The organism is Streptomyces sp. NPDC058240, assembly GCF_042882135.1.
GTDB lineage: Bacteria > Actinomycetota > Actinomycetes > Streptomycetales > Streptomycetaceae > Streptomyces.
In genome coordinates this window covers 24,913-51,652 of record NZ_JBHVWT010000001.1, presented here as the reverse complement: position 1 = coordinate 51,652, position 26,740 = coordinate 24,913, and the positions used below count along the sequence as shown (strand labels likewise).

Genomic DNA, 26,740 nt, shown 5'->3' with positions numbered 1-26,740 from the left:
GGCGGGGGGGAGGAGAAGAGAAGGAGGGAGGTTGGGCTGGGCGGGGATGGGGTTTGGGGGGCTGGGGGGGGCGGGGGGGGGGAGGCGGGGGGTTTTGGCAGACAAGGCCTAGGAGACCCCCAGCTCACCTCCTACCCGTACGTACGGGACAATGAAGCCGAGCTCTCAGCACAGCAGCACCAGCTTTGCGTACAGCGATCCCACAGCGCATCACCAACAAGGAGCAACTCATGGCGGGCAGCAGCCACGGACACACCCCGGCCGCCTGGACCGGTGTCATCATCTCCTTCATCGGCTTCTGCGTCGCAGGCGTCTTCATGGTCGCGGCCAATCCCGTCGGCTTCTGGGCCGGAATCGCCGTCGTCCTCCTCGGCGGGGTCGTCGGCCTCGCGATGAAGGCCGCGGGCCTCGGCATGCCGAAGGAGTCCGCGGAGATGGCCCAGGCACGGGCCCGCGCCGCACAGGCCCAGGTCTCCTGACGCCACGCGGCACCCGTACACATGCGAGGCGCAGCCCGCTCCGGGCTGCGCCTTTCCGCGTCAGCGGGGACAATCACCGGGTGGACGCATCGCCTACCCCCGCCGCCGCAGCACCGGCCCCGGTCCCCGGGCCCGGTCCCGGCCTGCCGATGACCGGACAGCCGCCCATGTCCGGCCATCCGTCCCCGCCGGTCTTCTCCCCGGCCCCCGTACCCGTCTCGCGCGTCCGGCGGCTGGCCACTCCGGTGGGCGTCATGGCCGTCGTCGTCGGTGCGTTCGGCTACGTCGGTGCCGTCGACCCCAACCAGCCCGGCCACTACCCGCTCTGCCCGCTGCTCCGGTTCACCGGGCTCTACTGTCCGGGCTGCGGGGGCCTGCGCAGCGCCCACGCCGTCGCGCACGGCGACATCGCCGCCGCCCTCGGCTCCAACGCGCTCGCCGTCGTCGGCTACGCGGTCTTCGCCGTCCTGTGGGCGGTCTGGATGGTCCGGGCCGCCCGGGGCAGGCCCATGAGCCTCGCGGCGAAACCCGTCGTCTGGTGGGGGATCGGGGCCGTACTGCTGATCTTCTCGGTCGTCCGGAATCTACCGATCGGCTCCGATCTGGCCCCTTGAATGCCCAGGTATTGGGACATTCACCCACCGGATTCGGGCCCTTCGCCCTCCTGCGGATAGCATTGACATGGCTGATCCTGTTCCCTCATCACCGTCCCGGAAGGGGGCCGCTCGCGTGAGTGTGCTCGACGAGATCATCGACGGCGTACGCGCCGACCTCGCAGAGCGGCAGGCGCGTGTCAGCCTCGACGAGCTGAAGGAACGCGCCGCGCGCGCTCCCGGAGCCAAGGACGGAGTCGCCGCCCTGCGTGGCGAGGGCGTGACCGTCATCTGCGAGGTCAAGCGTTCCAGCCCCTCCAAGGGGGCCCTGGCCGCCATCGCCGACCCGGCCGCGCTCGCCGCGGACTACGAGGCGGGCGGCGCGTCCGTCATCTCGGTCCTCACCGAGGAGCGCCGCTTCGGCGGTTCGCTCGCCGACCTGGAGGCCGTCCGCGCCAAGGTCGACATCCCGGTCCTGCGCAAGGACTTCATCGTCACCTCGTACCAGCTCTGGGAGGCCCGCGCCTACGGCGCCGACCTCGCCCTGCTGATCGTCGCCGCCCTCGACCAGGAGGCCCTGGTCTCCCTGATCGAGCGCGCCGAGTCCATCGGCCTGACGCCGCTGGTCGAGGTGCACGACGAGGAGGAGGCGGAGCGTGCCGTGGACGCCGGGGCGAAGGTCATCGGTGTCAACGCGCGCAACCTGAAGGACCTCAAGGTCGACCGCTCCACCTTCGAGCGCGTCGCCCCCGAGATCCCGTCCCACATCGTCCGGGTCGCCGAGTCCGGTGTCCGCGGCCCGCACGACCTGATCGCGTACGCCAACGCGGGCGCCGACGCGGTGCTCGTGGGCGAGTCGCTGGTCACCGGCCGCGACCCGCGGGCCGCCGTCGCCGACCTGGTCGCCGCCGGCGCCCACCCGGCGCTCCGGCACGGACGGGGCTGACCCGACCCGTGTCCGCCGAACGCCCCGTGTTCCGTCCCCGGCGGGGCCTGCGCCCCACCGGAGCGACGGCCCGGGTCCCGCACGCCCCGCTGGCACGCGGCTGCCGCCCCCGCGGCTGCCGCGCCCCGGCGCGCCGTGTGCACGGCCGGCGGGTGCGGTACGTGATCGGCGACGAGCCCGGCCAGGTCAACGGCATGCGATGGCGCACGGGGTCCGCGCTGTAGCGAGCCCCGGCCGACGTACCCGCACCACTCCCGTCGTACGTACGACCGCACCGCCCGACCGATCGCCGGTCGCGGTGGTGCTCCGCTCACGGCGCATACGGTGAACCCACCCATTGCGATGTCGAGGAGCACGTCGGATGTCATCTGACTTCTTCATTCCGGACCCGGAGGGTCTGATCCCCAGCGCCGAGGGGTACTTCGGTGCGTTCGGCGGCAAGTTCATCCCGGAGGCGCTCGTCGCCGCCGTGGACGAGGTCGCCGTCGAGTACGACAAGGCCAAGGCCGACCCGGCCTTCGCCGCCGAGCTCAACGAGCTCATGGTCAACTACACCGGCCGGCCCAGCGCGCTGACCGAGGTCCCGCGCTTCGCGGAGCACGCGGGCGGCGCCCGGATCTTCCTCAAGCGCGAGGACCTCAACCACACCGGCTCGCACAAGATCAACAACGTGCTGGGCCAGGCGCTGCTCACCAAGCGCATGGGAAAGACCCGGGTCATCGCCGAGACCGGCGCCGGCCAGCACGGCGTCGCCACCGCGACCGCCTGCGCGCTCTTCGGCCTCGAATGCACCATCTACATGGGTGAGATCGACACCGAGCGGCAGGCGCTGAACGTGGCGCGGATGCGGATGCTCGGCGCCGAGGTCATCGCCGTGAAGTCCGGCTCCAGGACCCTGAAGGACGCCATCAACGAGGCGTTCCGCGACTGGGTCGCCAATGTGGACCGCACGCACTACCTCTTCGGCACCGTCGCGGGACCGCACCCCTTCCCGGCCATGGTCCGCGACTTCCACCGGGTCATCGGGGTCGAGGCCCGCCGCCAGATCCTGGAGCGGACCGGCCGGCTGCCGGACGCCGCCATCGCCTGCGTCGGCGGCGGCTCCAACGCCATCGGGCTCTTCCACGCCTTCATCCCGGACGCCCGCGTCCGGCTGATCGGCTGCGAGCCCGCCGGACACGGCGTGGAGACCGGCGAGCACGCGGCGACCCTGACCGCGGGCGAGCCCGGCATCCTGCACGGCTCGCGCAGTTACGTCCTCCAGGACGACGAGGGCCAGATCACCGAGCCGTACTCCATCTCGGCCGGTCTCGACTACCCGGGCATCGGCCCGGAGCACTCGTACCTCAAGGACATCGGCCGCGGCGAGTACCGCGCGGTCACCGACGACGCCGCCATGCAGTCGCTGCGCCTCCTCTCCCGCACCGAAGGGATCATTCCGGCCATCGAGAGCGCCCATGCGCTGGCCGGAGCCCTGGAGGTCGGCAAGGAGCTCGGCAAGGACGGGCTGATCGTGGTCAATCTGTCCGGCCGCGGCGACAAGGACATGGACACCGCAGCCCGCTACTTCGGGCTGTACGACGAGACCGACGGGGTCGTCGAGGCCGATGTGGCCGACGGGGAAGAGGAGGTCACCAAGTGAGCGGCAATGTGGAGCTGTTGAGTGCCTCCCTCGCGCAGGCGAAGGCGGAGGACCGGGCCGCGCTCATCGCGTACCTCCCGGCCGGATTCCCGACCGTCGACGGCGGCATCGAGGCCGTGAAGGCGGTCGTGGCGGGTGGCGCGGACATCGTCGAGGTGGGCCTGCCGCACAGCGACCCGGTGCTCGACGGACCGGTCATCCAGACCGCCGACGACATCGCCCTGCGCGGCGGTGTGCGGATCGCCGACGTGATGCGCACGGTCCGTGAGGCGTACGAGGCGACCGGTGTCCCGATCCTCGTCATGACGTACTGGAACCCGATCGACCGGTACGGCGTCGAGCGCTTCACCGCCGAGCTCGCCGAGGCGGGCGGCGCCGGGTGCATCCTGCCCGACCTGCCGGTCCAGGAGTCCGCGCTGTGGCGCGAGCACGCCGACAAGCACGGTCTCGCGACCGTCTTCGTCGTCGCGCCGAGCAGCAAGGACGAGCGCCTCGCCACCATCACCGCGGCCGGCTCCGGCTTCGTCTACGCGGCCTCGCTGATGGGTGTCACCGGCACCCGCGAGTCGGTCGGCGACCAGGCCCAGGACCTGGTCCGGCGCACCCGCGCGACGACGGCCCTGCCGGTCTGCGTCGGCCTGGGCGTCTCCAACGCCCGGCAGGCCGCCGAGGTGGCGGGCTTCGCCGACGGGGTGATCGTCGGCTCCGCCTTCGTCAAGGCGATGCTGGACGCCCCCGACGAGGCGGCCGGCCTGGCCGCCGTCCGCTCCCTGGCGGGCGAACTCGCCGAAGGCGTTCGAAAGCGCTGAATCGGGTGTAACCCAAACGGGTGGACCTGGACCGGGGAGGCACGCACGTGCCTCCCCGGTTCGTTGCTGCGGGTGTGAGCGAGAAGAACGAACAGGGAAAAAGGGCCGCGCGAGACCGGCTCGTCCAGCAGCGCGAGCGCCAGAGGGCGAGCGAGCGCCGCAGGCGCACGCTGATCGTCACCAGTGCGGTGGTGGGTGTGCTGGCGCTGGCCGCCGTCGTCGGCGTGATCGCCGCGAATTCGGGCGGCAAGAGCGACAAGAGCGAGGCGGGCCCCGCCGTCGCACCGTCCGGCGCGATCGGGAAGGACAGCCTGGCCATCGGGGTCGGCGCGGACAACGCCCCGTCCACGCTCACCATCTGGGAGGATTTCCGCTGCCCGGTCTGCGCCCAGTTCGAGAACGCGTTCCGCGACACGATCCACCAGCTGGAGAGCACCGGACAGGTCAAGGTCGAGTACCACCTCGCCACGATCATCGACGGCAATCTCGGCGGCAGCGGCTCGCTGCGCGCGGCCAACGCGGCGGCCTGCGCCCAGGACGCCGGCGAGTTCCCCGCGTACCACGACGTGCTCTACCGCAACCAGCCGCAGGAGACCGACGACGCCTTCGGCGACAACGCCAAGCTGATCGAGCTCTCGGGGAAGGTCCCGGGACTCGACACCCCGGGTTTCCGCAGCTGTGTGGACGACGGCAAGCACGACAGCTGGGTCAAGAAGTCCAACACGGCGTTCCAGAACGGCGGATTCCAGGGCACACCGAGCGCGCTGCTCAACGGGGAATCGATCTTCCCGAAGAAGGGGAACGAGCCGATCACCGCGGCGAATCTGAAGAAGTGGGTGGCCGAGGCCAACAAGGGCAAGAAGCCGGGCACGGTCACCCCGGCCCCGTCGGGCTCCTGACCGCTCCCCGGGCGGAGTCCGGCAAGGGGAATCGATGACCTGCCCGTTACCCATACGTTGTCGGGTGGGTTGCCGTACGCCCCACCCGGCAAGGTAGCGTCGACCTTGCCATGGACCTTGCCTTCATTCCCAGCCCGTCGACCGGCGTGATCGATCTCGGCCCGATCCCGCTCCGCGGCTACGCGTTCTGCATCATCATCGGTGTCTTCGTCGCCGTCTGGTTCGGCAACAAGCGCTGGGTCGCCCGGGGAGGCAGATCCGGCACGGTTGCCGACATCGCCGTCTGGGCCGTGCCCTTCGGCCTCGTCGGTGGCCGGCTCTACCACGTCATCACCGACTACCAGCTGTACTTCAGCGACGGTCAGAACTGGGTCGACGCCTTCAAGATCTGGCAGGGCGGCCTCGGCATCTGGGGCGCGATCGCGCTCGGTGCCGTCGGCGCCTGGATCGGCTGCCGCCGCCGCGGGATCCCGCTGCCCGCCTGGGCCGACGCGCTCGCCCCCGGCATCGCCCTGGCCCAGGCCTGCGGCCGCTGGGGCAACTGGTTCAACCAGGAGCTGTACGGCAAGCCGACCGATCTGCCGTGGGCGCTGAAGATCAGCGAGGGCCCCAACCGGGTCGCCGGCACCTACCACCCGACGTTCCTCTACGAGTCGCTGTGGTGCATCGGCGTCGCCCTCCTGGTGATCTGGGCGGACCGCCGCTTCAAGCTCGGGCACGGCCGGGCGTTCGCCCTGTACGTCGCCGCGTACTGCGCGGGGCGGGGCTGGATCGAGTACATGCGGGTCGACGAGGCCCACCACATCCTGGGCCTGCGCCTGAACGTGTGGACCGCGCTGATCGTGTTCGTGCTGGCCGTCGTGTACATCGTGATCTCGGCGAAGGTACGGCCGGGGCGCGAGGAGGTCGTGGAGCCGGGGGCCGCTGAGGACGCGGCGGACGCTGAGGACACGGCGGACGCTGAGGACACGGCGGACGCCGCCGATGCCGAGGACACGGCGGACGCCGCCGATGCCGAGGGTGTCGAGGCCGCCGAGGAGACCAAGGGCGACGCGGACAAGGGTCCGAAGGCCGACGGCGATGCCGAGCGCGCGGATGACGCCAGGACACCGGAGAAGGACGGCGCCGCGGAGGCGGCCAAGAACGGCTGAGCCGTGTGAACCCATGCGAAGGGGCCCCGGACCGACTGGTCCGGGGCCCCTTCGCATGGGTCCTCAGTCCCCGGACGGGCTCGATTCACCGGCCAGCGCCAGCGTCCTGCGGGCCGAGGCCACCACCGCCGCGTCGACGAACCGGCCGTCCGGCAGGGCCAGCGCACCCTCGTCCGCCACGGCCGCCGCCACGATCTCCGCCGCCGCCTCGACCTCCTGCGGCGTCGGCCGGAACGCCCGCTCGATGACCGGGAGCTGGCGGGGATGGATCGCCGCCCGGCCCAGGAAGCCCAGCGCACGGCCGTGCGCGCAGGACGCCCACAGACCGTCCAGGTCCCGGACGTCCGGGAACACCGACTGGGCGGGCGGGGCGAGTCCGGCCGCGCGGGCGGCGACCACCACCCGGCTGCGCGACCAGTCGAGCCCGGCGTCGTCCCGGACCCCCAGATCGGCCCGGAGGTCCGCCTCGCCGAGGGCGATGGAGCGCACCTGGGGATGGGAGGCGGCGACCGAGTACGCGTGCTCGATGCCGAGAGCAGACTCCAGCAGCGGACAGAGCGCGACCCCCGGCGCCACGGCCGCGATGTGATGGACGGACGCCGCATGCGTGATCTTGGGCAGCCGCAGCTCGGTGAGTCCCGGCAGCCCGGCCAGGGCGAGGACGTCCGCCTCGGTGTGGACCCGGACATGGATCGGCACGGCGGCGTCCCCGGGCGCCTCGGACAGCAGCTCGGCGGTGGCCGAGCGCGCGTACTCCTTGCGGTCCGGCGCCACGGCGTCCTCCAGATCCACGATCACCACGTCCGCGCCCGAATCCCGCGCCTTGCGCACCACCTCCGGCCGGTCCCCGGGGACGTACAGCCAGGTGAGCGGGACCGTCGTCGTCACAGGACCCGCTCCGCCCGCAGCGCGGCGATCTCCGGGGCCGACAGACCCAGTCCGGTGAGGATCTCCTCGGTGTCCGCGCCGTGCGGCCGGCCCGCCCAGCGGATCGCGCCCGGCGTCGCCGAGAGCCGGAACAGCACGTTCTGCATCCTCAGCGGACCCAGCTCCGGGTCGTCGACCTCGGTGACCGAGTCCAGCGCCCGGTACTGCGGGTCCGCCATCACGTCCTGGATGTCGTGGATGGGCGCGATGGCCGCCTCCGCCTTCTCGAAGGCAGAGACCGCCTCCTCCCGGGTGTGCCGGGCGATCCAGTTGTTGACCGCCTCGTCGAGCTCGTCGGCGTGCTCGGCGCGGGTGGTGCCGGAGGCGAACCAGGCTTCCTCGATCAGCTCGGCCCGGCCGACCAGGTGCATCACCCGCTCGGCGATCGACTGCGCGGAGGTGGAGACCGCGACCCAGTGCCCGTCCGAGGTGCGGTAGGTGTTGCGCGGGGCGTTGTTCCGGGAGCGGTTGCCGGTGCGCGGCTGTACGTAGCCGAGCTGGTCGTACCAGATGGGCTGCGGGCCGAGCACGGTCAGGATCGGCTCGATGATCGCCATGTCGACGACCTGCCCCTCCCCGGTGCGCTCGCGCCCGGCGAGCGCGGCCATCACGGCGTACGCGGTGGCCAGCGCCGCGATCGAGTCGGCGAGCCCGAACGGCGGCAGCGTGGGCGGCCCGTCCGGCTCCCCGGTGATCGCGGCGAACCCGCTCATCGCCTCGGCCAGGGTGCCGAAGCCGGGGCGGTGCGCGTACGGGCCGAACTGCCCGAAACCGGTGACCCGGACCAGGACCAGCCGCGGGTTGACCGCGTGCAGCTCCGCCCAGCCGAGACCCCAGCGCTCCAGCGTCCCGGGCCGGAAGTTCTCGATGATCACATCGGTTTCGGCGGCCAGCCGGAGCAGGACGTCACGGCCGCCGGGACTGGACAGATCGAGGGTCAGATTGCGCTTGTTGCGGCCGAGCAGCTTCCACCACAGGCCGACGCCGTCCTTCGTGGGGCCGTGCCCGCGCGAGGGGTCGGGCCTGCGCGGATGCTCGACCTTGATCACCTCGGCGCCGAAGTCGCCGAGCATGGTGGCGGAGAGCGGACCGGCGAAGAGCGTGGCGAGGTCGACGACCCGCAGCCCGGTCAGGGGGGCCTGCGCGGGCGCGTTCACGCGGCGTCGATCTCGTTGCGGTACGGCATGGAGGTCGAGGCGCCCGGCCGCTGCACGCAGAGCGCGGCGGCCGACGACGCCCAGGCCAGCGACTCCGGTACGGACCGTCGCTCGCCGAGCGCGACGGCGAGCGTGCCGACGAAGGTGTCGCCCGCCCCCGTGGTGTCGACGGCGGTGACCTCGGGGGCGGGGAAGAGGACGGGCTCGCCGCCCCGGGCCGCGTACAGACAGCCCTTCGCGCCGAGCGTGATGACGACCGCGGGGACCTGACCGAGCAGGTACTGCGCCGCCGCATGAGGGTCGGTGAAACCGGAGAGCGCCGCCGCCTCGTGCTCGTTGGGGACCAACAGATCGACGCGGTCGAGGAGTTCGGACGGCAGGGGCTGTACGGGGGACGGGGCGAGGATGGTCCGTACGCCCTGGGCATGGGCCACTCGCGCGCCCTCGATCACCGCGGACAGCGGCAGCTCCAGCTGGAGGAGCAGCAGATCGGCGCCCGCGATGGCGGCCATCTCGCCGGGGCCGAGGGTAGTGATGGTGCCGTTGGCACCGGGGACCACCACGATGGAGTTGGCACCCGTGTCGTCGACGACGATGTGCGCGGTACCGCTGGGGCCCTCGACGGTGTGCAGCAGATCGGTGTCGACGCCCGCGTGCTCCAGGTTCGACCGCAGCCGGGTGCCGTACTCGTCGTCGCCCACCGCGCCGATCATCAGCACGTCGCCGCCCGCGCGGGCCGCGGCGACGGCCTGGTTGGCGCCCTTGCCGCCCGGGACGGTGCGGAACTCCCGTCCGGTGACGGTCTCTCCGCGCTCCGGAGTCCGTGCGACGTAGGCGACGAGATCCATATTGGTGCTGCCGAGCACCGCGATGCCGGTCATGGGCACAGTGCCTCCTTCTGGGTGAGCCGGTGGGTCTGTTCGGCGAGTGCGTCGAAGCCGATGGAGTCGAAACCGGGTACGGACGAGGCGAGGCGGTTCTTCAGCGGGATGGTCCAGTGGTCGGGCAGCCGCTCCGGGGCCCCGGCCAGCAGCCCGGCGAGCGAACCGGCGGTCGCACCGTTGGAGTCGGTGTCCCAGCCTCCCGACACCGCGCGGCAGATGGAGAGCGAGAAGTCGCCGCCGGCATGGGTGAGGGCGGCGGCGAGCAGCGCGGCGTTGGGCAGTACGTGGACCCAGTGGTACCCGCCGTACTCGGCGTGCAGCCGGTCCGCCACCGCGTCGAAATCGGCGCTGCCGCGGGCTGCCGCGACACCGAAGAGCACGGCCTGCGCGAAGCGCGAACGCGGCGGTACGACCCGCAGCCCGGCGGCCAGGCACCCGTGCACATCGCTCTCGCCCCCGGCCGCCTCGGCGAGTGCCGCGGCGGTGAACATCGCCCCGTACACCCCGTTGGCGGTGTGGCTGAGCACGGCGTCCCGGTGCGCCTGCTCCGCCGCGGCCGACAGGTCGCCCGGGTGGGTCCAGCCATGCACATCGGCCCGGATCTGCGCGCCGATCCACTCCCGGAACGGATTGCGGTACCGGGCGGTGTGCGGGGGCTCGATGCCGTCCAGCAGATTGCGGTACGCGACCCGCTCGGCGGTGAACGTGCGGCCGGCCGGGAGCTCGTCGAGCCAGAGCCTCGCGAGATCGCCGGTGGTGAAGGACGGACCGTACCGCTGGAGCAACAGCACGGTCAGCAGGGGGTAGTTGAGGTCGTCGTCCTCGGGCATGCCGTCGATGTTCTCGGCCAGCGAGTTGGGTGCGGAGCGGCGGTTCCAGGGGTAGGTGGCGGCCAGTGGGGCGGGTAGTCCCTCGGCGGTGAACCAGGTGGTGAGCGGCCAGTTGCCGGTGGCGCGGGCCAGGGCGCGGATGCCGTCCAGCGGCAGCTTCTCGACGGGCTTGCCGAGCAGACAGCCGGCCGCCCGGCCCAGCCAGGCGGCGTGCAGCCGGTCCCGGCTCACCGGCGTAGGGGCGGGGCGGGGCGCCGGCCAGTCCGGGCACGCGGCCCGGATCGCGGCCAGCTCCGTCGGTTCGTCGATCTCCAACGGCGAGTCCAGCAGGGCGAGTTCATCGAGCAGCCGCTCGGCGAGCGCGCGCAGCTCCGGTGCCGGAGGGGTGGAGGCGCCCGCGCGCTCCGGGGCGGGGGCGCCGCCCGCCTCGTACCACCGGCGCGCGACGGCCTGTGCGTCCCGCCCGTCCTCGGCCGCCTGGCGCAGCTCGTGCCCGACGAGGTCCTCGGGCTGCACCCATGTCACCCGTACGGTCATGGCGTACCCGCCAGCGCGGCGAACGCCGACTCGTGTGCGCGGCGGCGGGCCGTGTCCCGTACGAACACCTCGCGGGCGACGTCCGCCAGGGTCCGCGCGGGTGCGTGCAGATCGAGGCGGCTGGCCTCGGCGACCGTTTTCACCCAGGTGGCGGGGATCGTCCGCTCGCCGTGGAGCGCCCCCGCGACGGCGCCGCTCATCGTGGCGATGGAGTCGCAGTCCCGGCCGTAGTTGACCGAGCCGAGGACCGTGTGCCGGTAGTCGCCGTCCGCGACGAGCAGCATGCCGAGCGCGATCGGGAGCTCCTCGATGGCATGCAGCCGGGACGGTCTGCGGGCGCCGAGGGACGGGGCGCGGTAGTCGGGGCCGACCGTGTCGAAGGGGGCGACGGCGGTGCGCAGCGGGGTCAGCGCCGACTCGAAGTCGCTGTGGCGGGCGGCCACTTCGCACACCGCCTCGATCGCCGACCGGGTGCCGTCCTTGGCGAGCGACAGGCAGGTGTCGACGACGTGGGCGGGTGTCGCGCCCGGGGCGCAGGCGGCGGCGACGGCCGCCGCGAAGATCCCGGCCGCCTCCCTTCCGTAACTCGACTGGTGGGCACCGGCGACATCCAGCGCCTCGGCGTACGCGGCCTCCGGGTGGGCGGCGTTGACCAGGCCGACCGGGGCCATGTACATCGCCGCACCGCAGTTGACGATGTTTCCGTTGCCCGCCTCGCGCGGATCGACATGGCCGTAGTGCAGCCGGGCGACGATCCACTTCTCGGCGAGGAAGATCCGCTGGAGCGGCAGCGCCTCGGCCTCCAGCTCCGGGATCCAGCGGGGGCCCGAGATCAGCTCGGGCACCAGATGCCCGGCGACCGCGTAGGCGTCGAGATGGTCGCGCACGGCGCCGTACACCCGCACCAGCGCATGGGTCATCAAGGTGTCGTCGGTGACGTGCCCGTCGCCCTTGTGGTACGGGGCGATGGGGCGCGCGGTACGCCAGTTCTCGCCGTCCCACGGGCCCACGATGCCGTCGATCCGCCCGCCGTGCCGGGCCACGATCTGCTCGGGGGACCGGCCCTCCACCGGACCGCCGAGCGCGTCGCCGACGGCGGCGCCGACGAGTGCGCCCGTGATCCGTTCATCGAGTGTGAGTGTCCTGGGTCCGGCCTCGGACCGCGTGGGCATCGTGGATGTCATGTCCGAATTGTCCACCCGGGGGCTTCGGTTCCGTGTCTGCCAGCAGCCCGGCGAGTTCGATGAGATCGGTCCCCGCGAGACGGGGCAGCGCACAGCCCGCGAGGGTGCGGCAGGCCTCGCGCCAGCCGTCCGGGACGGCGCCGATACCGCCGAGCGCACCGGTCAGCGCGCCTGCCAGGGCGGGCGCCGAGTCGGCCACCCGCGACAGGCACGCCGCCGCGGGAACGGCCTGGGCGATCTGACCGCGGGCCGCGGTGGCCAGGGCGAGGGCGACCGGGACGGTCTCGGCGGCGGCGATCCCGTAGCTGTAGACGTGGTCGACGATCTGATGCTCCAGCACCGGTACGAGGGCGAAGGCGCCCGCCGCCTCCCCGACGAAGTCACGGGCGATCCGGACGGCGTGGGCGGCGTTGCGGGCGATCTCCGTGCCGTCGGGCAGCTGGGCGAGCGCGGCGTTCACCGCGGTGTCCACGTCCGCACCGCCCAGCGCCTCGGCGATCGCCGCCGCCATCGCGCGGGCCCCGTGCACCCCGTCGCCGTCCTGGGTGTAGCGCGCGTCGAACTCGGCGAGGTCGGCGGCGGCGGCGGGGTCCGCGGGGTGGGCGACGGCGAGTACGGCGGCCCGTACGCAGGCCGCGTCGTCGAAGTAGTGCGGGTTGTCGTGGCCGGTGGCGGGCGGTCGCAGCCCGGCGGCGAGATTGCCGAGCCCGGCCCGTACCGAGATCCGGGCACGCAGCGGGAGCACCGCGGATTCGACCTCGGGGGCACGGGCGGCAGCCGCGGCGACCTCGGCCGCCAGGGCGTTCCAGGCGACGTCGACGGCGGCCCGCATCCGGCGTCCGGGGGAGAGCCCGTGCAGTGGACCGGCTGCCGATGTGAGCAGGGTCCCGGCGGCGAAGGCCGCCCATTCGGCGTCGTCGGAGGGCCCGAGCCGAAGCGGTTCGGGCGGCTGGTTGAGCGCGATGGGGACGGGCAGCGTGGTCGTGGCGTTCTGCTCGGCGAAGGTGTCGAGCTCGCGGGTGAGCCGCCGGGTCCACTCGGGCATCCGGGCCGCCCGGTGCCGTGCGGCGGGCCATCCTGCGGCGTCCCCGGAGGCGAGCCCGAGCAGCAGCCCCTCGATCCGGGCCCGGTGCCCGGCGGCGGGACGGGTACGGGGACCGGGACGGGTACGGGGACGGGCGGCCGGGGAGGCGGGGGTGCGGGGGGCGTCGTGCGGGGATGTGCCGGTGCTCGTGGGCGGGCGGTTCCGGGTCTCGGCCGCGTCGGCGTCCGCAGGCCGCGGGTGCGGCGATCCCGCGTCCGTACGCGAACGGTGCCGGGCCGGGCCCTCGTCGTCGGTGCCGCCATCCGCGCGCGGCGTGGCGTTCTCGCTCGCCCCGCCCGGGCAGCCCGCGCCGTCCGTCTCGTCCGGGGTGAGCAACTCCGCGATGTCCAGGACGTGGTGACCCCGCATGGCCGGCAGACAGCTGCCCCGGACCGGGCCGATCGCGTCCCCCCAGTGCCGCGGAATCGCGGACGCCCCGTGCAGGGCGCCGGCCAGGGCCCCCGCCACCGCGGCCGTGGTGTCCGCGTCGCGGCCCATGTTGACCGCCGTCAGCACCGCCGTACGGAAGTCGCCGCGGGCCGCCGCGAACGCCCCGAAGGCCAGGCCCACCGCCTCGGGCGCCAGGTCCGTCCACGGGTAGCCGCCGACCACCACCGCGGAGCGCACCGCGCGTTCCATGGTGAGCCGGTCGGGGTAGCTGCGCTGCGCGGCGGCCACCGCGCGCCGCAGCGAACGCGCCGTCCAGGAGTCCATGGGGACGACCGACAGCGCGGCGGCGATCACCGACGTGACCCCGGCACCCACCATTGCGGCGGCCACCCCGGCCGCCACCGCCTGGCCGCCGTAGATGCCCTCCCCGTCATGGCTGACCCGACCGTCCACCCCGACCAGCCGCGCCGCCTCGTCCGGCCGGCCGGCCGCGAAGACCCCGAACGGCGCCGCCCGCATCGCCAGGCCGTCGCTCCAGGCGTGCCGGTGCTGGGCGGAGATCGGGGCGGCGAGCCCCCGGCGCAGATTCTCCAGCGTTCCCCGCTCGCTGAACCCGGCACCGCGGAACTGCCCCTCGTCGAGATCGGCGATCCACAGATGCCAGGCCCGCTCCACATGCGTGACGGTCAGCGCGGAACCGTGCCGGGCGAGCAGCAGCCCGGAGAAGATCGCGTACTCCGTGTCGTCCGTGCCCGCGGGGTCGTCGCTCACGAAGCCCTCGATCCGGCCCCAGCGGCGACGGATCTCCGACGGCCGCAGATTCTCCGCCGGCGCGCCCAGCGCGTCCCCGACCGCGAGACCGAGCAGAGAGCCGCGGGCCCGGTCACCGAGGTTCCCCCTGAGCGCCTCGGTCCGGCCCGCGCCGCCCGTCCGCGGATCCGCCGGACTTCCTGTGATCAACTCCATCGCGTCGACCCTTCGCTCGCACCGAGCCAGTTCTCGTACTTCCTTCTCGATCTGTCCCACGCGGAGCCCCGACAGAGGCCGACAATCACAACAAAAGGGCCAGTCGGATGACGGTTCAGAGATAGCAAGGCAGGCCGTACTTACCTGCTCACGGAGGGTGGTAAGTACGGCCTGCCTTGCTGGCGGGGGCCGTTTTTCGTGCGTACTTTCGATGGTGTCGAGCGGGGGCGGGGCGAGTGGATTCCGCCGCCGGAGAAGGGGAGAGCTGTGTCCATCATCGAGACCGACGCCGTACTGCACGAGGCGCACCGCGACAACCACACCCACCGTGACGTGAACGGCGGCTGGCTGCGTCCGGCGGTGTTCGGTGCCATGGACGGGCTGGTCTCCAACCTCGCGCTGATGACCGGCGTCGCGGGAGGCTCCGTCTCCCAGCAGACGATCGTGATCACCGGTCTGGCGGGCCTGGCCGCCGGTGCGTTTTCCATGGCGGCCGGCGAATACACCTCCGTGGCCTCGCAGCGCGAGCTCGTCGAGGCCGAACTCGACGTCGAGCGGCGGGAGTTGCGCAAGCACCCCAAGGACGAGGAGCGGGAGCTCGCCGAGCTCTACGAGTCCCGCGGCGTCGAGCCCGGCCTTGCCCGTGAGGTCGCGCGGCAGCTGTCGCGCGACCCGGAGCAGGCCCTGGAGATACACGCCCGCGAGGAGCTGGGCATCGATCCGGGCGATCTGCCCTCGCCGCTCGTCGCCGCGGTGTCGTCGTTCGGCGCGTTCGCGCTGGGTGCCCTGCTGCCCGTGCTGCCGTATCTGCTCGGTGCGAGCGCGCTGTGGCCGGCCGTGCTGCTCGCGCTGGTCGGGCTGTTCGCCTGCGGCGCGGTGGTGGCCAGGGTGACGGCCCGCAGCTGGCTGTACAGCGGGCTGCGTCAGCTGGTGCTGGGCGGGGCCGCGGCGGCCATCACCTACGGTCTGGGCACGTTGTTCGGCGTGGCTGTCGGCAGCTGACCCCTCGAAGGTCCGGGCAGGCGTACCCGCGCGGCGGGTGTGCCTGCCCGTAACGTGTCCGCCATCCGTGTGACGTACGTCTTGGTGACCGCCACTGGGCGGAACGGCTCCTGCCAGCGTAAAATGAGTCCTTATGCGGCGCTACACATAAGTAGCCGTTACCTGGCGGTTTCATTTCCTTCGCCGCCGGGCATGAGCCGTAGACACCGTGGGCAACGACGCCTGCTCTCTGCGGCCCCCCGGGCGCCGATCTTCCGACTGCGACTCACCCCCACTGCCTCAGGCGGTGTCCGTATGTTGGAACGAACTATCCGCTTCTTGAGAAGCGCCCCATCATGTAACCTGCACGAAATTTCGCAGAGGGCCAACGTCGTCCCTCGGCACTGCATATGCCACGACGACGACGGGAGAGCCGATGCGTTCCGACGCCTGGTCGCCCATGGACGGTCGCCCCGCCCAGCAGGGGATGTACGACCCCCGTAACGAGCACGACGCCTGTGGTGTCGGGTTCGTGGCCACTCTGACCGGTGTGGCCAGCCATGAGCTGGTCGAGCAGGCGCTGACCGTACTGCGCAATCTCGAACACCGCGGCGCCACCGGATCCGAGCCCGACTCCGGCGACGGCGCCGGGATCCTCCTCCAGGTCCCGGACGCCTTCCTGCGCGAGGAGGCCGCCTTCGACCTCCCCGAGGCCGGTGCCTACGCCGTCGGAATCGCCTTCCTGCCCGCCGACGACTCCACCGAGGCCGTCCGCAATCTGGAGAAGATCTCCGCCGAGGAGGGCCTCAAGGTCCTCGGCTGGCGCCAGGTCCCCGTCACCCCCGACATCCTCGGCAACGGCGCCCGCGCCACCATGCCCGAGTTCCGTCAGCTCTTCGTCGCCGACGGCGAGAACACCGGCATCGCCCTCGACCGCAAGGCCTTCGTGCTGCGCAAGCGCGCCGAGCGGGAGGCCGGGGTGTACTTCCCCTCGCTCTCCGCCCGCACGATCGTCTACAAGGGCATGCTCACCACCGGGCAGCTGGAGCCGTTCTTCCCGGACCTCTCCGACCGCCGCTTCGCCACCGCGGTCGCCCTGGTCCACTCACGGTTCTCCACCAACACCTTCCCGAGCTGGCCGCTCGCCCACCCGTACCGCTTCGTCGCGCACAACGGCGAGATCAACACGGTCAAGGGCAACCGCAACTGGATGAAGGCCCGCGAGTCCCAGCTCGCCTCCAGCCTGTTCGGCTCTGCCGACGATGGACACAGCGGCGAGGCCCAGCTCGACCGGATCTTCCCCGTCTGCACCCCCGACGCCTCCGACTCCGCCTCCTTCGACGAGGTCCTGGAGCTGCTCCACCTCGGCGGCCGCTCGCTGCCGCACTCGGTGCTGATGATGGTTCCCGAGGCGTGGGAGAGCCCCGAATCGATGAACTCCATGGATTCGGCCCGCCGCGCCTTCTACCAGTACCACTCCACGATGATGGAGCCCTGGGACGGCCCGGCCTGCGTCACCTTCACCGACGGCACCCAGGTCGGCGCGGTCCTGGACCGCAACGGTCTGCGCCCCGGCCGCTACTGGGTCACCGACGACGGCCTCGTCGTGCTCTCCTCCGAGGTCGGCGTCCTGGACATCGACCCCGCGAAGGTCGTCCGCAAGGGCCGCCTCCAGCCCGGGAAGATGTTCCTCGTCGACACGGCCGAGGGCCGCATCATCGAGGACGACGAGATCAAGGCCGCCCTCGCCGCCGAACAGCCGTACGAGGAGTGGCTGGAGACCGGCGAGATCGAGCTGGAGGACCTCCCCGAGCGGGAGCACATCGTGCACACGCACGCCTCCGTCACCCGCCGCCAGCAGACCTTCGGCTACACCGAGGAAGAGCTCCGCGTCATCCTCGCGCCGATGGCCCGCACCGCCGGCGAGCCGCTCGGCTCCATGGGCACGGACTCGCCGATCGCCGCACTGTCCGAGCGCCCCCGGCTGCTCTTCGACTACTTCACCCAGCTGTTCGCGCAGGTCACCAACCCGCCGCTGGACGCCATCCGCGAGGAACTCGTCACCTCGCTGCGCTCCACGCTCGGCCCGCAGGGCAACCTGCTGGAGCCGACCGCCGCGTCGTGCCGCAGCGTCACGCTGCCGTTCCCGGTGATCGACAACGACGAGCTGGCCAAGCTGATACACATCAACGCCGACGGCGACATGCCGGGCATGAAGGCCGCCACGCTCTCCGGCCTCTACCGGGTCGGCGGCGGCGGCGAAGCCCTCGCCGCGCGGATCGAGCAGATCTGCGCCGAGGTCGACGCCGCCATAGAGGACGGCGCCCGCCTGGTCGTCCTCTCCGACCGGCACTCCGACGCCGAGCACGCCCCGATCCCGTCGCTGCTGCTCACCTCGTCCGTCCACCACCACCTCATCCGCACCAAGCAGCGCACCCAGGTGGGTCTGCTGGTCGAGGCCGGGGACGTCCGAGAGGTCCACCACGTCGCGCTGCTGATCGGCTACGGCGCCGCCGCGGTCAACCCGTACCTCGCGATGGAGTCCGTCGAGGACCTGGTCCGCGCCGGTACGTTCATCGAGGGCATCGAGCCCGAGAAGGCCATCCGGAACCTGATCTACGCGCTCGGCAAGGGCGTCCTGAAGGTCATGTCCAAGATGGGCATCTCGACGGTCGCCTCCTACCGGGGCGCCCAGGTCTTCGAGGCCGTCGGCCTGGACGAGGAATTCGTCGCGAAGTACTTCAACGGCACCGCCACCAAGATCGGCGGCGTCGGCCTCGACGTCATCGCCAAGGAGGTCGCCGCCCGGCACGCCAAGGGCTATCCCGCCTCCGGCATCTCCGCATCGCACCGCGCGCTGGAGATCGGCGGCGAGTACCAGTGGCGCCGCGAGGGCGAGCCGCACCTGTTCGACCCGGAGACGGTCTTCCGCCTCCAGCACGCCACGCGCAACAAGCGCTACGACATCTTCAAGAAGTACACGGACCGGGTGAACGAGCAGTCCGAGCGCCTGATGACGCTCCGTGGTCTGTTCGGCTTCAGGTCGGACCGCGAGGCCATCGACATCGACGAGGTCGAGTCCGTCTCCGACATCGTCAAGCGCTTCTCCACCGGCGCCATGTCGTACGGCTCGATCTCCCGCGAGGCGCACGAGACCCTCGCCATCGCCATGAACCAGCTGGGCGGCAAGTCCAACACCGGTGAGGGCGGCGAGGACGCCGACCGGCTCTACGACCCGGCGCGCCGCTCGTCCATCAAGCAGGTCGCCTCCGGCCGCTTCGGTGTGACCAGCGAGTACCTGGTCAACGCGGACGACATCCAGATCAAGATGGCGCAGGGCGCCAAGCCCGGCGAGGGCGGCCAGCTGCCCGGCCACAAGGTCTACCCGTGGGTCGCCAGGACCCGGCACTCCACCCCGGGCGTCGGTCTGATCTCGCCGCCGCCGCACCACGACATCTACTCCATCGAGGACCTGGCCCAGCTGATCCACGACCTCAAGAACGCCAACCCGGCGGCCCGCATCCACGTGAAGCTGGTCTCCGAGGTCGGTGTCGGCACGGTCGCCGCCGGTGTCTCCAAGGCGCACGCGGACGTCGTCCTGATCTCCGGCCACGACGGCGGCACCGGTGCTTCTCCTCTGACGAGCCTGAAGCACGCGGGCGGCCCCTGGGAGCTCGGCCTCGCCGAGACCCAGCAGACGCTGCTGCTCAACGGCCTGCGCGACCGCATCGTCGTACAGACCGACGGCCAGCTGAAGACCGGCCGCGACGTGGTCATCGCCGCGCTGCTGGGCGCCGAGGAGTTCGGTTTCGCGACCGCGCCGCTCGTCGTCTCCGGCTGCGTCATGATGCGCGTCTGCCACCTGGACACCTGCCCGGTCGGCATCGCCACGCAGAACCCGGTCCTGCGGGACCGCTTCTCCGGCAAGGCCGAGTACGTCGTCAACTTCTTCGAGTTCATCGCCCAGGAGGTCCGCGAGATCCTCGCCGAGCTGGGCTTCCGTACGATCGAAGAGGCCGTCGGCCACGCCGAGCTGCTCGACACCGACCGTGCGATCACGCACTGGAAGGCACAGGGCCTCGACCTGAAGCCGCTGTTCCACGTCCCCGAGCTGCCCGAGGGCGCGGTCCGCCACGCGCGGATCGAGCAGGACCACGGTCTGGCCAAGGCCCTCGACAACGAGCTGATCAGGCTCGCCGCCGACGCCCTGAACGCGGACAGCGCCGAGACCGCCCAGCCGGTCCGGGCCCAGATCGCGATCCGCAACATCAACCGCACCGTCGGCACCATGCTCGGCCACGAGGTGACGAAGAAGTTCGGCGGCGCCGGTCTGCCGCAGGACACCATCGACATCACCTTCACCGGCTCCGCCGGCCAGTCCTTCGGCGCATTCGTACCGAGCGGTGTGACGCTGCGGCTGGAGGGCGACGCCAACGACTACGTCGGCAAGGGCCTCTCCGGCGGCCGGGTCGTCGTCCGCCCGGACCGCGGCGCCGACCACCTCGCCGAGTACTCCACCATCGCGGGCAACACCATCGCCTACGGCGCCACCGGCGGCGAGCTGTTCCTGCGCGGCCGCACCGGTGAGCGGTTCTGCGTCCGCAACTCCGGCGCGACGGTCGTCTCGGAAGGCGTGGGCGACCACGGCTGCGAGTACATGACCGGCGGTCACGCCGTCGTGCTCGGCGAGACCGGACGCAACTTCGCGGCCGGCATGTCGGGCGGTGTCGCGTACGTCATCGACCTCAACCGCGACAACGTCAACGCCGGGAACCTCGGCGCGGTCGAGGAGCTCTCCGACTCCGACAAGCAGTGGCTGCACGACGTGGTGCGCCGCCACCAGGAGGAGACCGGTTCCACGGTCGCCGAGAAGCTGCTTGCCGGGTGGGACACCGCGGTGGCCCGCTTCAGCAAGATCATCCCGTCCACCTACAAGGCAGTGCTCGCCGCCAAGGACGCCGCTGAGCTCGCCGGTCTCTCCGAGCAGGAGACCACCGAGAAGATGATGGAGGCGGCGACCAATGGCTGACCCCAAGGGCTTCCTGACCACCGGGCGCGAGGTCGCCGAGACCCGCCCCGTGGGCGAGCGCGTCAGGGACTGGAACGAGGTCTACGTTCCGGGCTCGCTGCTCCCGATCATCAGCAAGCAGGCCGGCCGCTGCATGGACTGCGGCATCCCGTTCTGCCACAACGGCTGCCCGCTCGGAAACCTCATCCCCGAGTGGAACGACTACGCCTACCGCGAGGACTGGTCGGCCGCGTCCGAGCGCCTGCACGCCACGAACAACTTCCCGGAGTTCACCGGGCGGCTCTGCCCGGCCCCGTGCGAGTCGGCGTGCGTGCTCGGCATCAACCAGCCGGCCGTCACCATCAAGAACGTCGAAGTCTCCATCATCGACAAGGCGTGGGACAGCGGCGACGTCACCCCGCAGCCGCCCGAGCGGCTCTCCGGCAAGACCGTCGCCGTGATCGGCTCGGGCCCGGCCGGTCTCGCCGCGGCCCAGCAGCTGACCCGGGCCGGCCACACGGTCGCCGTCTACGAGCGCGCGGACCGCATCGGAGGCCTTCTCCGGTACGGCATCCCCGAGTTCAAGATGGAGAAGGCGCACATCAACCGCCGCATCGAGCAGATGCGCGCGGAAGGCACCAAGTTCCGCACCGAGACGGAGATCGGCAAGGACATCGACGCCGCCAAGCTCCGCCGCCGGTACGACGCGGTCGTCATCGCCGCGGGTGCCACCGTCTCGCGCGATCTGCCCGTCCCGGGCCGTGAGCTGAACGGCGTGCACTTCGCCATGGAGTACCTGCCGCTGGCCAACAAGGTGCAGGAGGGCGACCTGACGGTCTCCCCGATCACCGCCGAGGGCAAGCACGTCGTCGTGATCGGCGGCGGCGACACCGGAGCCGACTGCGTCGGCACCGCCCACCGTCAGGGCGCGCTCTCCGTCACCCAGCTGGAGATCATGCCGAGGCCCGGTGAGGACCGGAACGCCAACCAGCCCTGGCCGACCTTCCCGATGCTCTACAAGGTCACTTCCGCGCACGAGGAGGGCGGCGAGAGGGTCTACTCCGTTTCCACCACCCACTTCGAGGGCTCCGCCCCCGAAGAGGGACAGACTGTCGGCAACGTCCAGGCGCTGCACCTGGTCGAGGTGGAGTTCAAGGACGGTAAACTGGAGCAGAAGCCCGGCACCGAGCGGAGCATCCCCGCACAGCTGGTCACACTCGCCATGGGCTTCACCGGCACCGACCAGGCCAACGGTCTGGTCCAGCAGTTCGGCCTGGAGCTGGACGAGCGCGGCAATGTCGCGCGCGACGCGGACTACGCCACCAACGTCGGCGGCGTGTTCGTGGCCGGTGACGCCGGCCGCGGCCAGTCCCTCATCGTGTGGGCCATCGCCGAGGGCCGCTCCGCGGCACGCGGGGTGGACCGCTTCCTGACCGGAGCCAGCGCCCTGCCGGCCCCGATCCGCCCGACGGACCGTTCACTGGCGGTCTGATCACGGCACACAAGGACGTCCCGTACAACGGCGTGCGGAACTGAACGCGGCGCCTGCCCGTCCCCGACCGGACGATTCGGCAGGCGCCGTGGCGCGTCCGGGGCCGGTCCGGCCTGCCCCGGTCTGGCCTGCCCCGGTCTGGCCTGCCCCGGCTCAGCCCGTCAGCGCGGACGTCTTGAGCACCACCAGCAGCACCAGTACGGCGAGCACCACCACAGCCGCGGCGGCCTGAACCGTCGTACGGCGCTTCGCCGGGGCGTAGGCGTACGCGACGGTGACGATGCCGCCTGTCAGGAGCCCGCCCAAGTGGCCCTGCCACGAGGCGAATCCGGCCGAGATCAGCATCCAGATCAGAAAGCCGGCCATGAACCGGTTCACGGCCCGCATGTCGCGGCCCAGCCGCCGGTTGATGACGTAGAACGCCGCCCCGAGACCGAAGATCGCACCCGAGGCGCCCACCGTGCCGTCGGACGGCGCGATGAGATAGACCAGGACCGAACCGCCCAGCGCGGACAGCAGGTACAGCGCGAGGTAGCGGGCCCGGCCCAGCTGGTCCTCCACGACCCGGCCCAGGTTCCACAGCGCGTACATGTTGAGGAGGATGTGCAGCACCCCGAACGGCAGCGAACCCAGGGACGATCCGCCCGGTGGGAGATGCAGGAAGGCCCCGGTCAGCAGCCGGTACCACTCGCCGCCGACCACGCCGATCACATCGAAGCCGGGGAAGTCCCCGGCCTCGTAGACGTAGTGTCCGCCGTCCGGGCCGTTCAGCCCCGCACCGAGCATCGCGAACCGGTCGACGATCCCCGGACGGACCAACTCGCCCAGGTACGCCACGATGTTGAGGCCCATCAGCACATACGTGACGAGCGGCACCGCGGACCGCGGGACCGTACCGCCGAACACCGTGCGCGCCTGCCGGACCGAACGCTGCCCCTCCTTCACGCACTCCACGCAGTGGTGGCCGACCGCGGCCTCACGCATGCAGTCGGGGCAGATGAAGCGTTCGCAGCGGGTGCAGCTCACATACGTCTCGTACGACGGATGGCGGTAACAGGTGGTGACCGCGGCGTCCACGGCAGGCTCCTTCACGGGTGGGCGGACATGAGCGGCCGGTGGGGGGCGGCAGATCAAGATAGCGAACGCCGCCCGACAGGGGCATACCTGAGTGGCTTACGCTCAGGGTTCCGACATGCCCGACACGCCGAGGATCGGAGAATCCGCATGGCCGGCTCGTCCGTCGCCGCACCAGGTCCGGCCATCAGCCTCCGCAAGATGGAGGAGTGCGCGCCCGCGCTGGTCAGCCTCTACAAGAGCGCCGCGGTCTCGCTGACCAAGCACCGCATGAGCGGCGAGCGCGCCGCGGTCTATCTGGTGCTCGACTACTCCGGCTCCATGCGGGAGCACTACAAGGACGGCAGCGTCCAGGCCCTGGCGGACCGGGTGCTGGGGCTCTCCGCCCATCTGGACGACGACGGCCGCGTCCCCCTCGTCCTCTTCTCCACGGATGTCGACGCCGTCACCGACATGGCCCTGGACAACCACCGCGGCCGGGTCGACGCCGTCGTGGCGGGCCTCGGGCACATGGGGAAGACCAGCTACCACCTGGCCATGGACGCCGTCATCGACCACTACATCGACAGCGGCTCCACCGCGCCCGCGCTCGTCGTCTTCCAGACGGACGGCGGCCCGATCAGCAAGCACGCGGCGGAACGCTATCTCTGCAAGGCGGCGAAACTGCCCCTGTTCTGGCAGTTCATCGGCTTCGGCAACAAGCGGAGCAACCAGTTCGACTTCCTGCGCAAGCTCGACGAGCTGACCGTACCCGCCAAGCGCGCCGTCGACAACGCCGGCTTCTTCCACGCCGGACCCGACCCGCGACAGGTCCCGGACGCCGAGCTGTACGACCGGCTCGTCGCCGAATTCCCGCAGTGGCTGGCCGCGGCCAGGGCCCAGGGGATCGTCAAGTGAGGGCGCGGGTGCTGCGGGCGGCCGACCGCACGGCCACGCCCTGGAAGAACGGCGGGGGAGTCACCCGGGAGATCGCGGCGTACCCCGAGGGCGCGCCGATGGACGCCTTCGACTGGCGGGTCAGCCTCGCCGATGTGGCCGAGGACGGGCCGTTCTCCTCGTTCCCGGGCGTCGACCGGACCCTGACCGTGGTCGAGGGCGCCGGGATGGACCTCATGGTGGGCGGCGAGCACCACATCGTCGACGAGCCGTACTGGCCGCACGACTTCCCCGGTGACCTGGAGACCGACGGCAGACTGCTCGGCGGCCCGGTCGTGAACGTCAATGTGATGTACCGCAGGGGGCGGACGGTCGCGGCGGTCGCGGTGGTGCGCGGCACCGTCCGGCTCGCGGCGCCCCCGGGCGGGGCGGCCCTGGCCATCGCGCTGGAGGACGGTGCGGTGCTCGACGGCTCGGACGCCGAACTCGACCGCTACGACGCGCTGTTGACACGGGAGGAGGCGCCGGGCGTGCTGCGGACCCATGGCTGGGCCCTGCTGATCACCCTGTCGTCCGGATGACGACAGGCCCTAGCCGCCGATCGGGTGCGGCCGGGAAAAGCAGACAGAAGATGTCGGGATTCCAGGGTTCCATGGACGCATGACATCGAGTTCCTGGGAAGAGTTCCGCTCGGCGGAGCCGGTCTTCGCCGACACCGTCCGGACCCGCTTCGAGCAGTACAAGCACCACGTCCTGGCGACCCTGCGCAAGGACGGATCCCCGCGCGTGACCGGCCTCGAAGTGGATTTCCGGCTGGGTGAGCCGTACTTCGGCATGATGCCGAACTCGCGCAAGGCGCTGGACCTGCTGCGCGATCCACGGTTCGCGGTGCACGCCAACCCCGGACCGGACGCCGAGATGACCGACGGGGACGCCCGGATCTCCGGCCGCGCGGTGGAGGTGACCGACCCCGCCGTGCTGGCCCGCTTCATCGAGGAGGTGAAGCCACCGGAACCCTTCCACCTCTTCCGCATGGAGCTGACCGAGGTGGTACGCACCGGTCTCGAAGGCGGCGACACCCTGGCCATCCAGGCATGGCGCCCCGGCCACCCGCTGCGCACCTTCCGGAGGGGCAACGACGACGGCTCAATGGGCGAGGTCTCCTGACGCGGCCGGCCCGTCGGCCAGCACCCGCGCCCGGCACGCCCCCGGCGTCCCCCACGCATCGCGCAGGGGGCGCGCCTTGCGCAGCCACAGCGACAGGTCCAGCTCCTGCGTGTACCCCACCGCCCCGTGCAACTGCAGCGCGGTCCGCGCCGCCGCGTACCCCGCCTCGCCCGCCGTCACCTTGGCCGCCGCCACCGCAGCCCCGGCGTCCGGTGCGCCCCCGGCGAGCGCGAGTGCCGCCCCGTACAGCAGCGGGCGGGCGAACTCCAGCCCGATCAGGGTGTCCGCCAGCCGGTGCTTGACCGCCTGGAAGGAACCGATGGCCGTACCGAACTGGGTGCGCTGTCCGACGTACGCGACCGTGGTCCGCAGCAGCGCCTCGCCCGTGCCGAGCGCCTGGGCGGCCGTCGCGAACGCCGCCCAACGGGCGGCCCGCACCGCCGCCTGTGCCACCCGGGCCCCCGACGCGAGCAGCTCCCCGCCCGGCTCGGGGCGCAGCAACCGACGGGCCGGGTCGGACGACAGGCTCAACTCCCCGGGACCCGGCGCGAGCCGCAATTCGTCGCCGGTCACCGTGAACACGGCGTCCACCGCGTCCGCGTCCAGCGCGTACGGCCCGTACCCCGCCACCCGCAGCGTCGCCGATGCCGCGCCGGACGCCAGCCGGGGCAGCCACTCCTCGGCCGCCGGGCCGCCCACGTCCGCCAGCAGCACCGCGGCCGCGACCGTCTCCACCACCGGCCCAGGCACCACGTGCCGCCCCAACTCGGTGAAGGCGACCGCGAGTTCCACCGGCAGCTGGCCGACGCCCTCGTACGCCTCCGGTACCGCGAGAGCGAACACCCCCGCTCCCGCCAGCCGCGCCCACAGGGCCGTGCCGGGGCCGTGGTCCCCGGCGGCCCAGGCCCGTACCACCGAAGGAGTGTCCGAGGCGGTCAGCATCGCGTCCAGCGAGCGGGCGAACTCCCGCTGCTCGTCGTCGAGCAGGAAACGCATCAGCGCCGTCCCTTCGGCAGGCCGAGCAGCCGCTCGGCGATGATGTCGCGCTGGATCTCGTTCGTGCCGGCGTAGATGGGGCCCGCGAGGGAGAAGACGTGGCCCTCGGCCCACTCGGATGCGGCGAGTTCCGCGTCCGGGCCGAGCAGATCGAGTGCGGTCTCGTGCAGCGCGATGTCGTACTCGGACCAGAACACCTTGTTCAGGCTGGACTCCGCGCCGATGGACGCCCCGGCGGCGAAGCGGGACGCGTTGGCGCCGGTGAAGAGCTGATAGGCGCGCGCCCCGATCACCGCGTCCGCCACCCGGTCCCGCATCGCCGTGTCCGACGGATCGCCGTGGGTGCGCCACAGCGCGGTCAGCCGGTCGGCGGCTGCCAGGAAGCGGCCGGGGGAGCGGAGCATCAGCCCACGCTCGTTGCCCGTTGTCGACATGGCGATACGCCAGCCCTGTCCGGGCTCCCCGATGACGTCCTCGTCCGGTACGAACACCTCGTCCAGGAACAGCTCGGCGAAGGCCGGCTTGCCGTCGAGCCGCCCGATGGGCCGGACCGAAACGCCCGGCGCCGACAGGTCGAACATCAGGTACGTCAGCCCGTGGTGCGGCCTGGGGTCTCTCCGGAGAAACGCGACAAGACAAGCCGAGAGAACGCACCGCGAGGAAAAAAG

The 26,740-nt window shown here is 71.9% G+C and carries 23 protein-coding genes and 1 pseudogene; 14 read left to right on the top strand and 10 right to left on the bottom strand.

The genetic code is table 11. The annotated features are described in order from the left end of the window. The first annotated feature begins 230 nt into the window (after positions 1–230). The 8 genes from ACFVX4_RS00240 (at position 231) to lgt (ending at position 6,519) form a co-directional block, all read left to right on the top strand. The gene (locus tag ACFVX4_RS00240) at positions 231–479 is read left to right on the top strand and encodes an HGxxPAAW family protein (RefSeq protein WP_266420573.1); all 249 of its coding nucleotides are present in this window, start codon (positions 231–233) and stop codon (positions 477–479) included. Between the two features lie 167 nt (positions 480–646). Continuing rightward, positions 647–1,093: a DUF2752 domain-containing protein gene (locus ACFVX4_RS00235; protein WP_389972025.1), complete on the top strand. Its 447-nt coding sequence runs from the start codon at positions 647–649 to the stop codon at positions 1,091–1,093. 115 nt (positions 1,094–1,208) lie between these two features. Next, entirely contained in the window at positions 1,209–2,018 is an 810-nt protein-coding gene (gene trpC, locus ACFVX4_RS00230; RefSeq protein ID WP_389970173.1) for an indole-3-glycerol phosphate synthase TrpC, read from the top strand. 26 nt (positions 2,019–2,044) lie between these two features. Beyond that, a complete protein-coding gene (gene trpM, locus ACFVX4_RS00225; RefSeq protein WP_385327362.1) occupies positions 2,045–2,242 on the top strand; it encodes a tryptophan biosynthesis modulator TrpM in 198 nt (65 codons plus the stop codon). A gap of 137 nt (positions 2,243–2,379) precedes the next feature. Beyond that, entirely contained in the window at positions 2,380–3,660 is a 1,281-nt protein-coding gene (trpB, locus tag ACFVX4_RS00220; RefSeq protein WP_389970170.1) for a tryptophan synthase subunit beta, read from the top strand. Continuing rightward, positions 3,657–4,469: a tryptophan synthase subunit alpha gene (gene trpA / locus ACFVX4_RS00215; RefSeq protein WP_389970167.1), complete on the top strand. Its 813-nt coding sequence runs from the start codon at positions 3,657–3,659 to the stop codon at positions 4,467–4,469. Before trpB ends, trpA begins: the two co-directional genes overlap by 4 nt. A gap of 74 nt (positions 4,470–4,543) precedes the next feature. Continuing rightward, positions 4,544–5,368 (top strand): thioredoxin domain-containing protein, encoded by an 825-nt coding sequence (locus ACFVX4_RS00210; RefSeq protein WP_389970164.1) that lies wholly within the window; start codon positions 4,544–4,546, stop codon positions 5,366–5,368. A gap of 110 nt (positions 5,369–5,478) precedes the next feature. Further along, positions 5,479–6,519, top strand: a complete 1,041-nt coding sequence (lgt, locus tag ACFVX4_RS00205; RefSeq protein WP_389970161.1) for a prolipoprotein diacylglyceryl transferase — start codon at positions 5,479–5,481, stop codon at positions 6,517–6,519. 63 nt (positions 6,520–6,582) lie between these two features. On the opposite strand, the gene ACFVX4_RS00200 is transcribed toward lgt, so the two are convergent. The 7 genes and pseudogenes from ACFVX4_RS00200 to ACFVX4_RS00170 all read right to left on the bottom strand — a co-directional run. Continuing rightward, on the bottom strand, positions 6,583–7,407 hold the full coding sequence (locus ACFVX4_RS00200) for an HpcH/HpaI aldolase/citrate lyase family protein (RefSeq protein WP_389970158.1): 825 nt from the start codon (positions 7,405–7,407) through the stop codon (positions 6,583–6,585). Continuing rightward, on the bottom strand, positions 7,404–8,603 hold the full coding sequence (locus ACFVX4_RS00195) for a CaiB/BaiF CoA transferase family protein (RefSeq protein WP_389970155.1): 1,200 nt from the start codon (positions 8,601–8,603) through the stop codon (positions 7,404–7,406). Before ACFVX4_RS00195 ends, ACFVX4_RS00200 begins: the two co-directional genes overlap by 4 nt. Beyond that, positions 8,600–9,484, bottom strand: coding sequence for a ribokinase (gene rbsK / locus ACFVX4_RS00190; RefSeq protein WP_389970152.1), 885 nt, complete (start codon positions 9,482–9,484; stop codon positions 8,600–8,602). Before rbsK ends, ACFVX4_RS00195 begins: the two co-directional genes overlap by 4 nt. After that, positions 9,481–10,854, bottom strand: a complete 1,374-nt coding sequence (locus tag ACFVX4_RS00185) for an ADP-ribosylglycohydrolase family protein (RefSeq protein WP_389970149.1) — start codon at positions 10,852–10,854, stop codon at positions 9,481–9,483. The genes rbsK and ACFVX4_RS00185 overlap by 4 nt, the downstream gene beginning before the upstream one ends. Next, positions 10,851–12,038 (bottom strand): ADP-ribosylglycohydrolase family protein, encoded by a 1,188-nt coding sequence (locus tag ACFVX4_RS00180; RefSeq protein ID WP_389970146.1) that lies wholly within the window; start codon positions 12,036–12,038, stop codon positions 10,851–10,853. Before ACFVX4_RS00180 ends, ACFVX4_RS00185 begins: the two co-directional genes overlap by 4 nt. After that, a complete protein-coding gene (locus ACFVX4_RS00175; RefSeq protein WP_389972022.1) occupies positions 11,980–13,146 on the bottom strand; it encodes an ADP-ribosylglycohydrolase family protein in 1,167 nt (388 codons plus the stop codon). Before ACFVX4_RS00175 ends, ACFVX4_RS00180 begins: the two co-directional genes overlap by 59 nt. Before the next feature lie 270 nt (positions 13,147–13,416). Then, a pseudogene (locus ACFVX4_RS00170) lies at positions 13,417–14,478 on the bottom strand (ADP-ribosylglycohydrolase family protein); the annotation flags it as partial. Positions 14,479–14,745: 267 nt separating this feature from the next. Between ACFVX4_RS00170 and ACFVX4_RS00165 the strand changes: the two are divergent. From ACFVX4_RS00165 to ACFVX4_RS00155, 3 genes are all read left to right on the top strand, one after another. Then, entirely contained in the window at positions 14,746–15,480 is a 735-nt protein-coding gene (locus ACFVX4_RS00165) for a VIT1/CCC1 transporter family protein (protein ID WP_266420601.1), read from the top strand. A 415-nt stretch (positions 15,481–15,895) separates the two neighbouring features. Further along, positions 15,896–20,488: a glutamate synthase large subunit gene (gene gltB / locus ACFVX4_RS00160; RefSeq protein ID WP_389970143.1), complete on the top strand. Its 4,593-nt coding sequence runs from the start codon at positions 15,896–15,898 to the stop codon at positions 20,486–20,488. Further along, positions 20,481–21,959 carry a glutamate synthase subunit beta gene (locus ACFVX4_RS00155; protein ID WP_389970140.1) on the top strand — a complete coding sequence of 493 codons (1,479 nt, stop codon included), beginning with the start codon at positions 20,481–20,483 and terminating at the stop codon, positions 21,957–21,959. The genes gltB and ACFVX4_RS00155 overlap by 8 nt, the downstream gene beginning before the upstream one ends. 153 nt (positions 21,960–22,112) lie before the next feature. On the opposite strand, the gene ACFVX4_RS00150 is transcribed toward ACFVX4_RS00155, so the two are convergent. Next, a complete protein-coding gene (locus ACFVX4_RS00150) occupies positions 22,113–23,036 on the bottom strand; it encodes a rhomboid family intramembrane serine protease (RefSeq protein WP_389970137.1) in 924 nt (307 codons plus the stop codon). A 147-nt stretch (positions 23,037–23,183) separates the two neighbouring features. Here ACFVX4_RS00150 and ACFVX4_RS00145 point away from each other — a divergent pair, with 147 nt between their 5' ends. The 3 genes from ACFVX4_RS00145 to ACFVX4_RS00135 all read left to right on the top strand — a co-directional run bounded on the left by ACFVX4_RS00145 (position 23,184) and on the right by ACFVX4_RS00135 (position 25,076). Further along, entirely contained in the window at positions 23,184–23,930 is a 747-nt protein-coding gene (locus ACFVX4_RS00145) for a vWA domain-containing protein (RefSeq protein WP_389970134.1), read from the top strand. Further along, entirely contained in the window at positions 23,927–24,490 is a 564-nt protein-coding gene (locus ACFVX4_RS00140; RefSeq protein WP_389970131.1) for a HutD family protein, read from the top strand. Before ACFVX4_RS00145 ends, ACFVX4_RS00140 begins: the two co-directional genes overlap by 4 nt. Positions 24,491–24,569: 79 nt before the next feature. Next, the gene (locus ACFVX4_RS00135; protein WP_389970127.1) at positions 24,570–25,076 is read left to right on the top strand and encodes a pyridoxamine 5'-phosphate oxidase family protein; all 507 of its coding nucleotides are present in this window, start codon (positions 24,570–24,572) and stop codon (positions 25,074–25,076) included. Here ACFVX4_RS00135 and ACFVX4_RS00130 read toward each other — a convergent pair. Further along, a complete protein-coding gene (locus tag ACFVX4_RS00130; RefSeq protein ID WP_389970125.1) occupies positions 25,056–26,072 on the bottom strand; it encodes an acyl-CoA dehydrogenase family protein in 1,017 nt (338 codons plus the stop codon). The genes ACFVX4_RS00135 and ACFVX4_RS00130 overlap by 21 nt on opposite strands. Continuing rightward, positions 26,072–26,740, bottom strand: a 669-nt coding sequence (locus tag ACFVX4_RS00125; RefSeq protein ID WP_389970122.1) for an acyl-CoA dehydrogenase family protein, incomplete at its 5' end; no start/stop codon positions are given. The genes ACFVX4_RS00130 and ACFVX4_RS00125, both read right to left, overlap by 1 nt.

Bases quoted from the DNA above. Each gene is read 5' to 3' on its own strand.
- ACFVX4_RS00240 (WP_266420573.1), top strand. From the start codon at position 231: ATGGCGGGCAGCAGCCACGGACACACCCCGGCCGCCTGGACCGGTGTC.
- ACFVX4_RS00235 (WP_389972025.1), top strand. From the start codon at position 647: ATGTCCGGCCATCCGTCCCCGCCGGTCTTCTCCCCGGCCCCCGTACCC.
- trpB (WP_389970170.1), top strand. From the start codon at position 2,380: ATGTCATCTGACTTCTTCATTCCGGACCCGGAGGGTCTGATCCCCAGC.
- lgt (WP_389970161.1), top strand. From the start codon at position 5,479: ATGGACCTTGCCTTCATTCCCAGCCCGTCGACCGGCGTGATCGATCTC.
- rbsK (WP_389970152.1), bottom strand. From the start codon at position 9,484: ATGACCGGCATCGCGGTGCTCGGCAGCACCAATATGGATCTCGTCGCC.
- ACFVX4_RS00185 (WP_389970149.1), bottom strand. From the start codon at position 10,854: ATGACCGTACGGGTGACATGGGTGCAGCCCGAGGACCTCGTCGGGCAC.
- ACFVX4_RS00180 (WP_389970146.1), bottom strand. From the start codon at position 12,038: ATGACATCCACGATGCCCACGCGGTCCGAGGCCGGACCCAGGACACTC.
- gltB (WP_389970143.1), top strand. From the start codon at position 15,896: ATGCGTTCCGACGCCTGGTCGCCCATGGACGGTCGCCCCGCCCAGCAG.
- ACFVX4_RS00155 (WP_389970140.1), top strand. From the start codon at position 20,481: ATGGCTGACCCCAAGGGCTTCCTGACCACCGGGCGCGAGGTCGCCGAG.
- ACFVX4_RS00145 (WP_389970134.1), top strand. From the start codon at position 23,184: ATGGCCGGCTCGTCCGTCGCCGCACCAGGTCCGGCCATCAGCCTCCGC.
- ACFVX4_RS00135 (WP_389970127.1), top strand. From the start codon at position 24,570: ATGACATCGAGTTCCTGGGAAGAGTTCCGCTCGGCGGAGCCGGTCTTC.
- ACFVX4_RS00130 (WP_389970125.1), bottom strand. From the start codon at position 26,072: ATGCGTTTCCTGCTCGACGACGAGCAGCGGGAGTTCGCCCGCTCGCTG.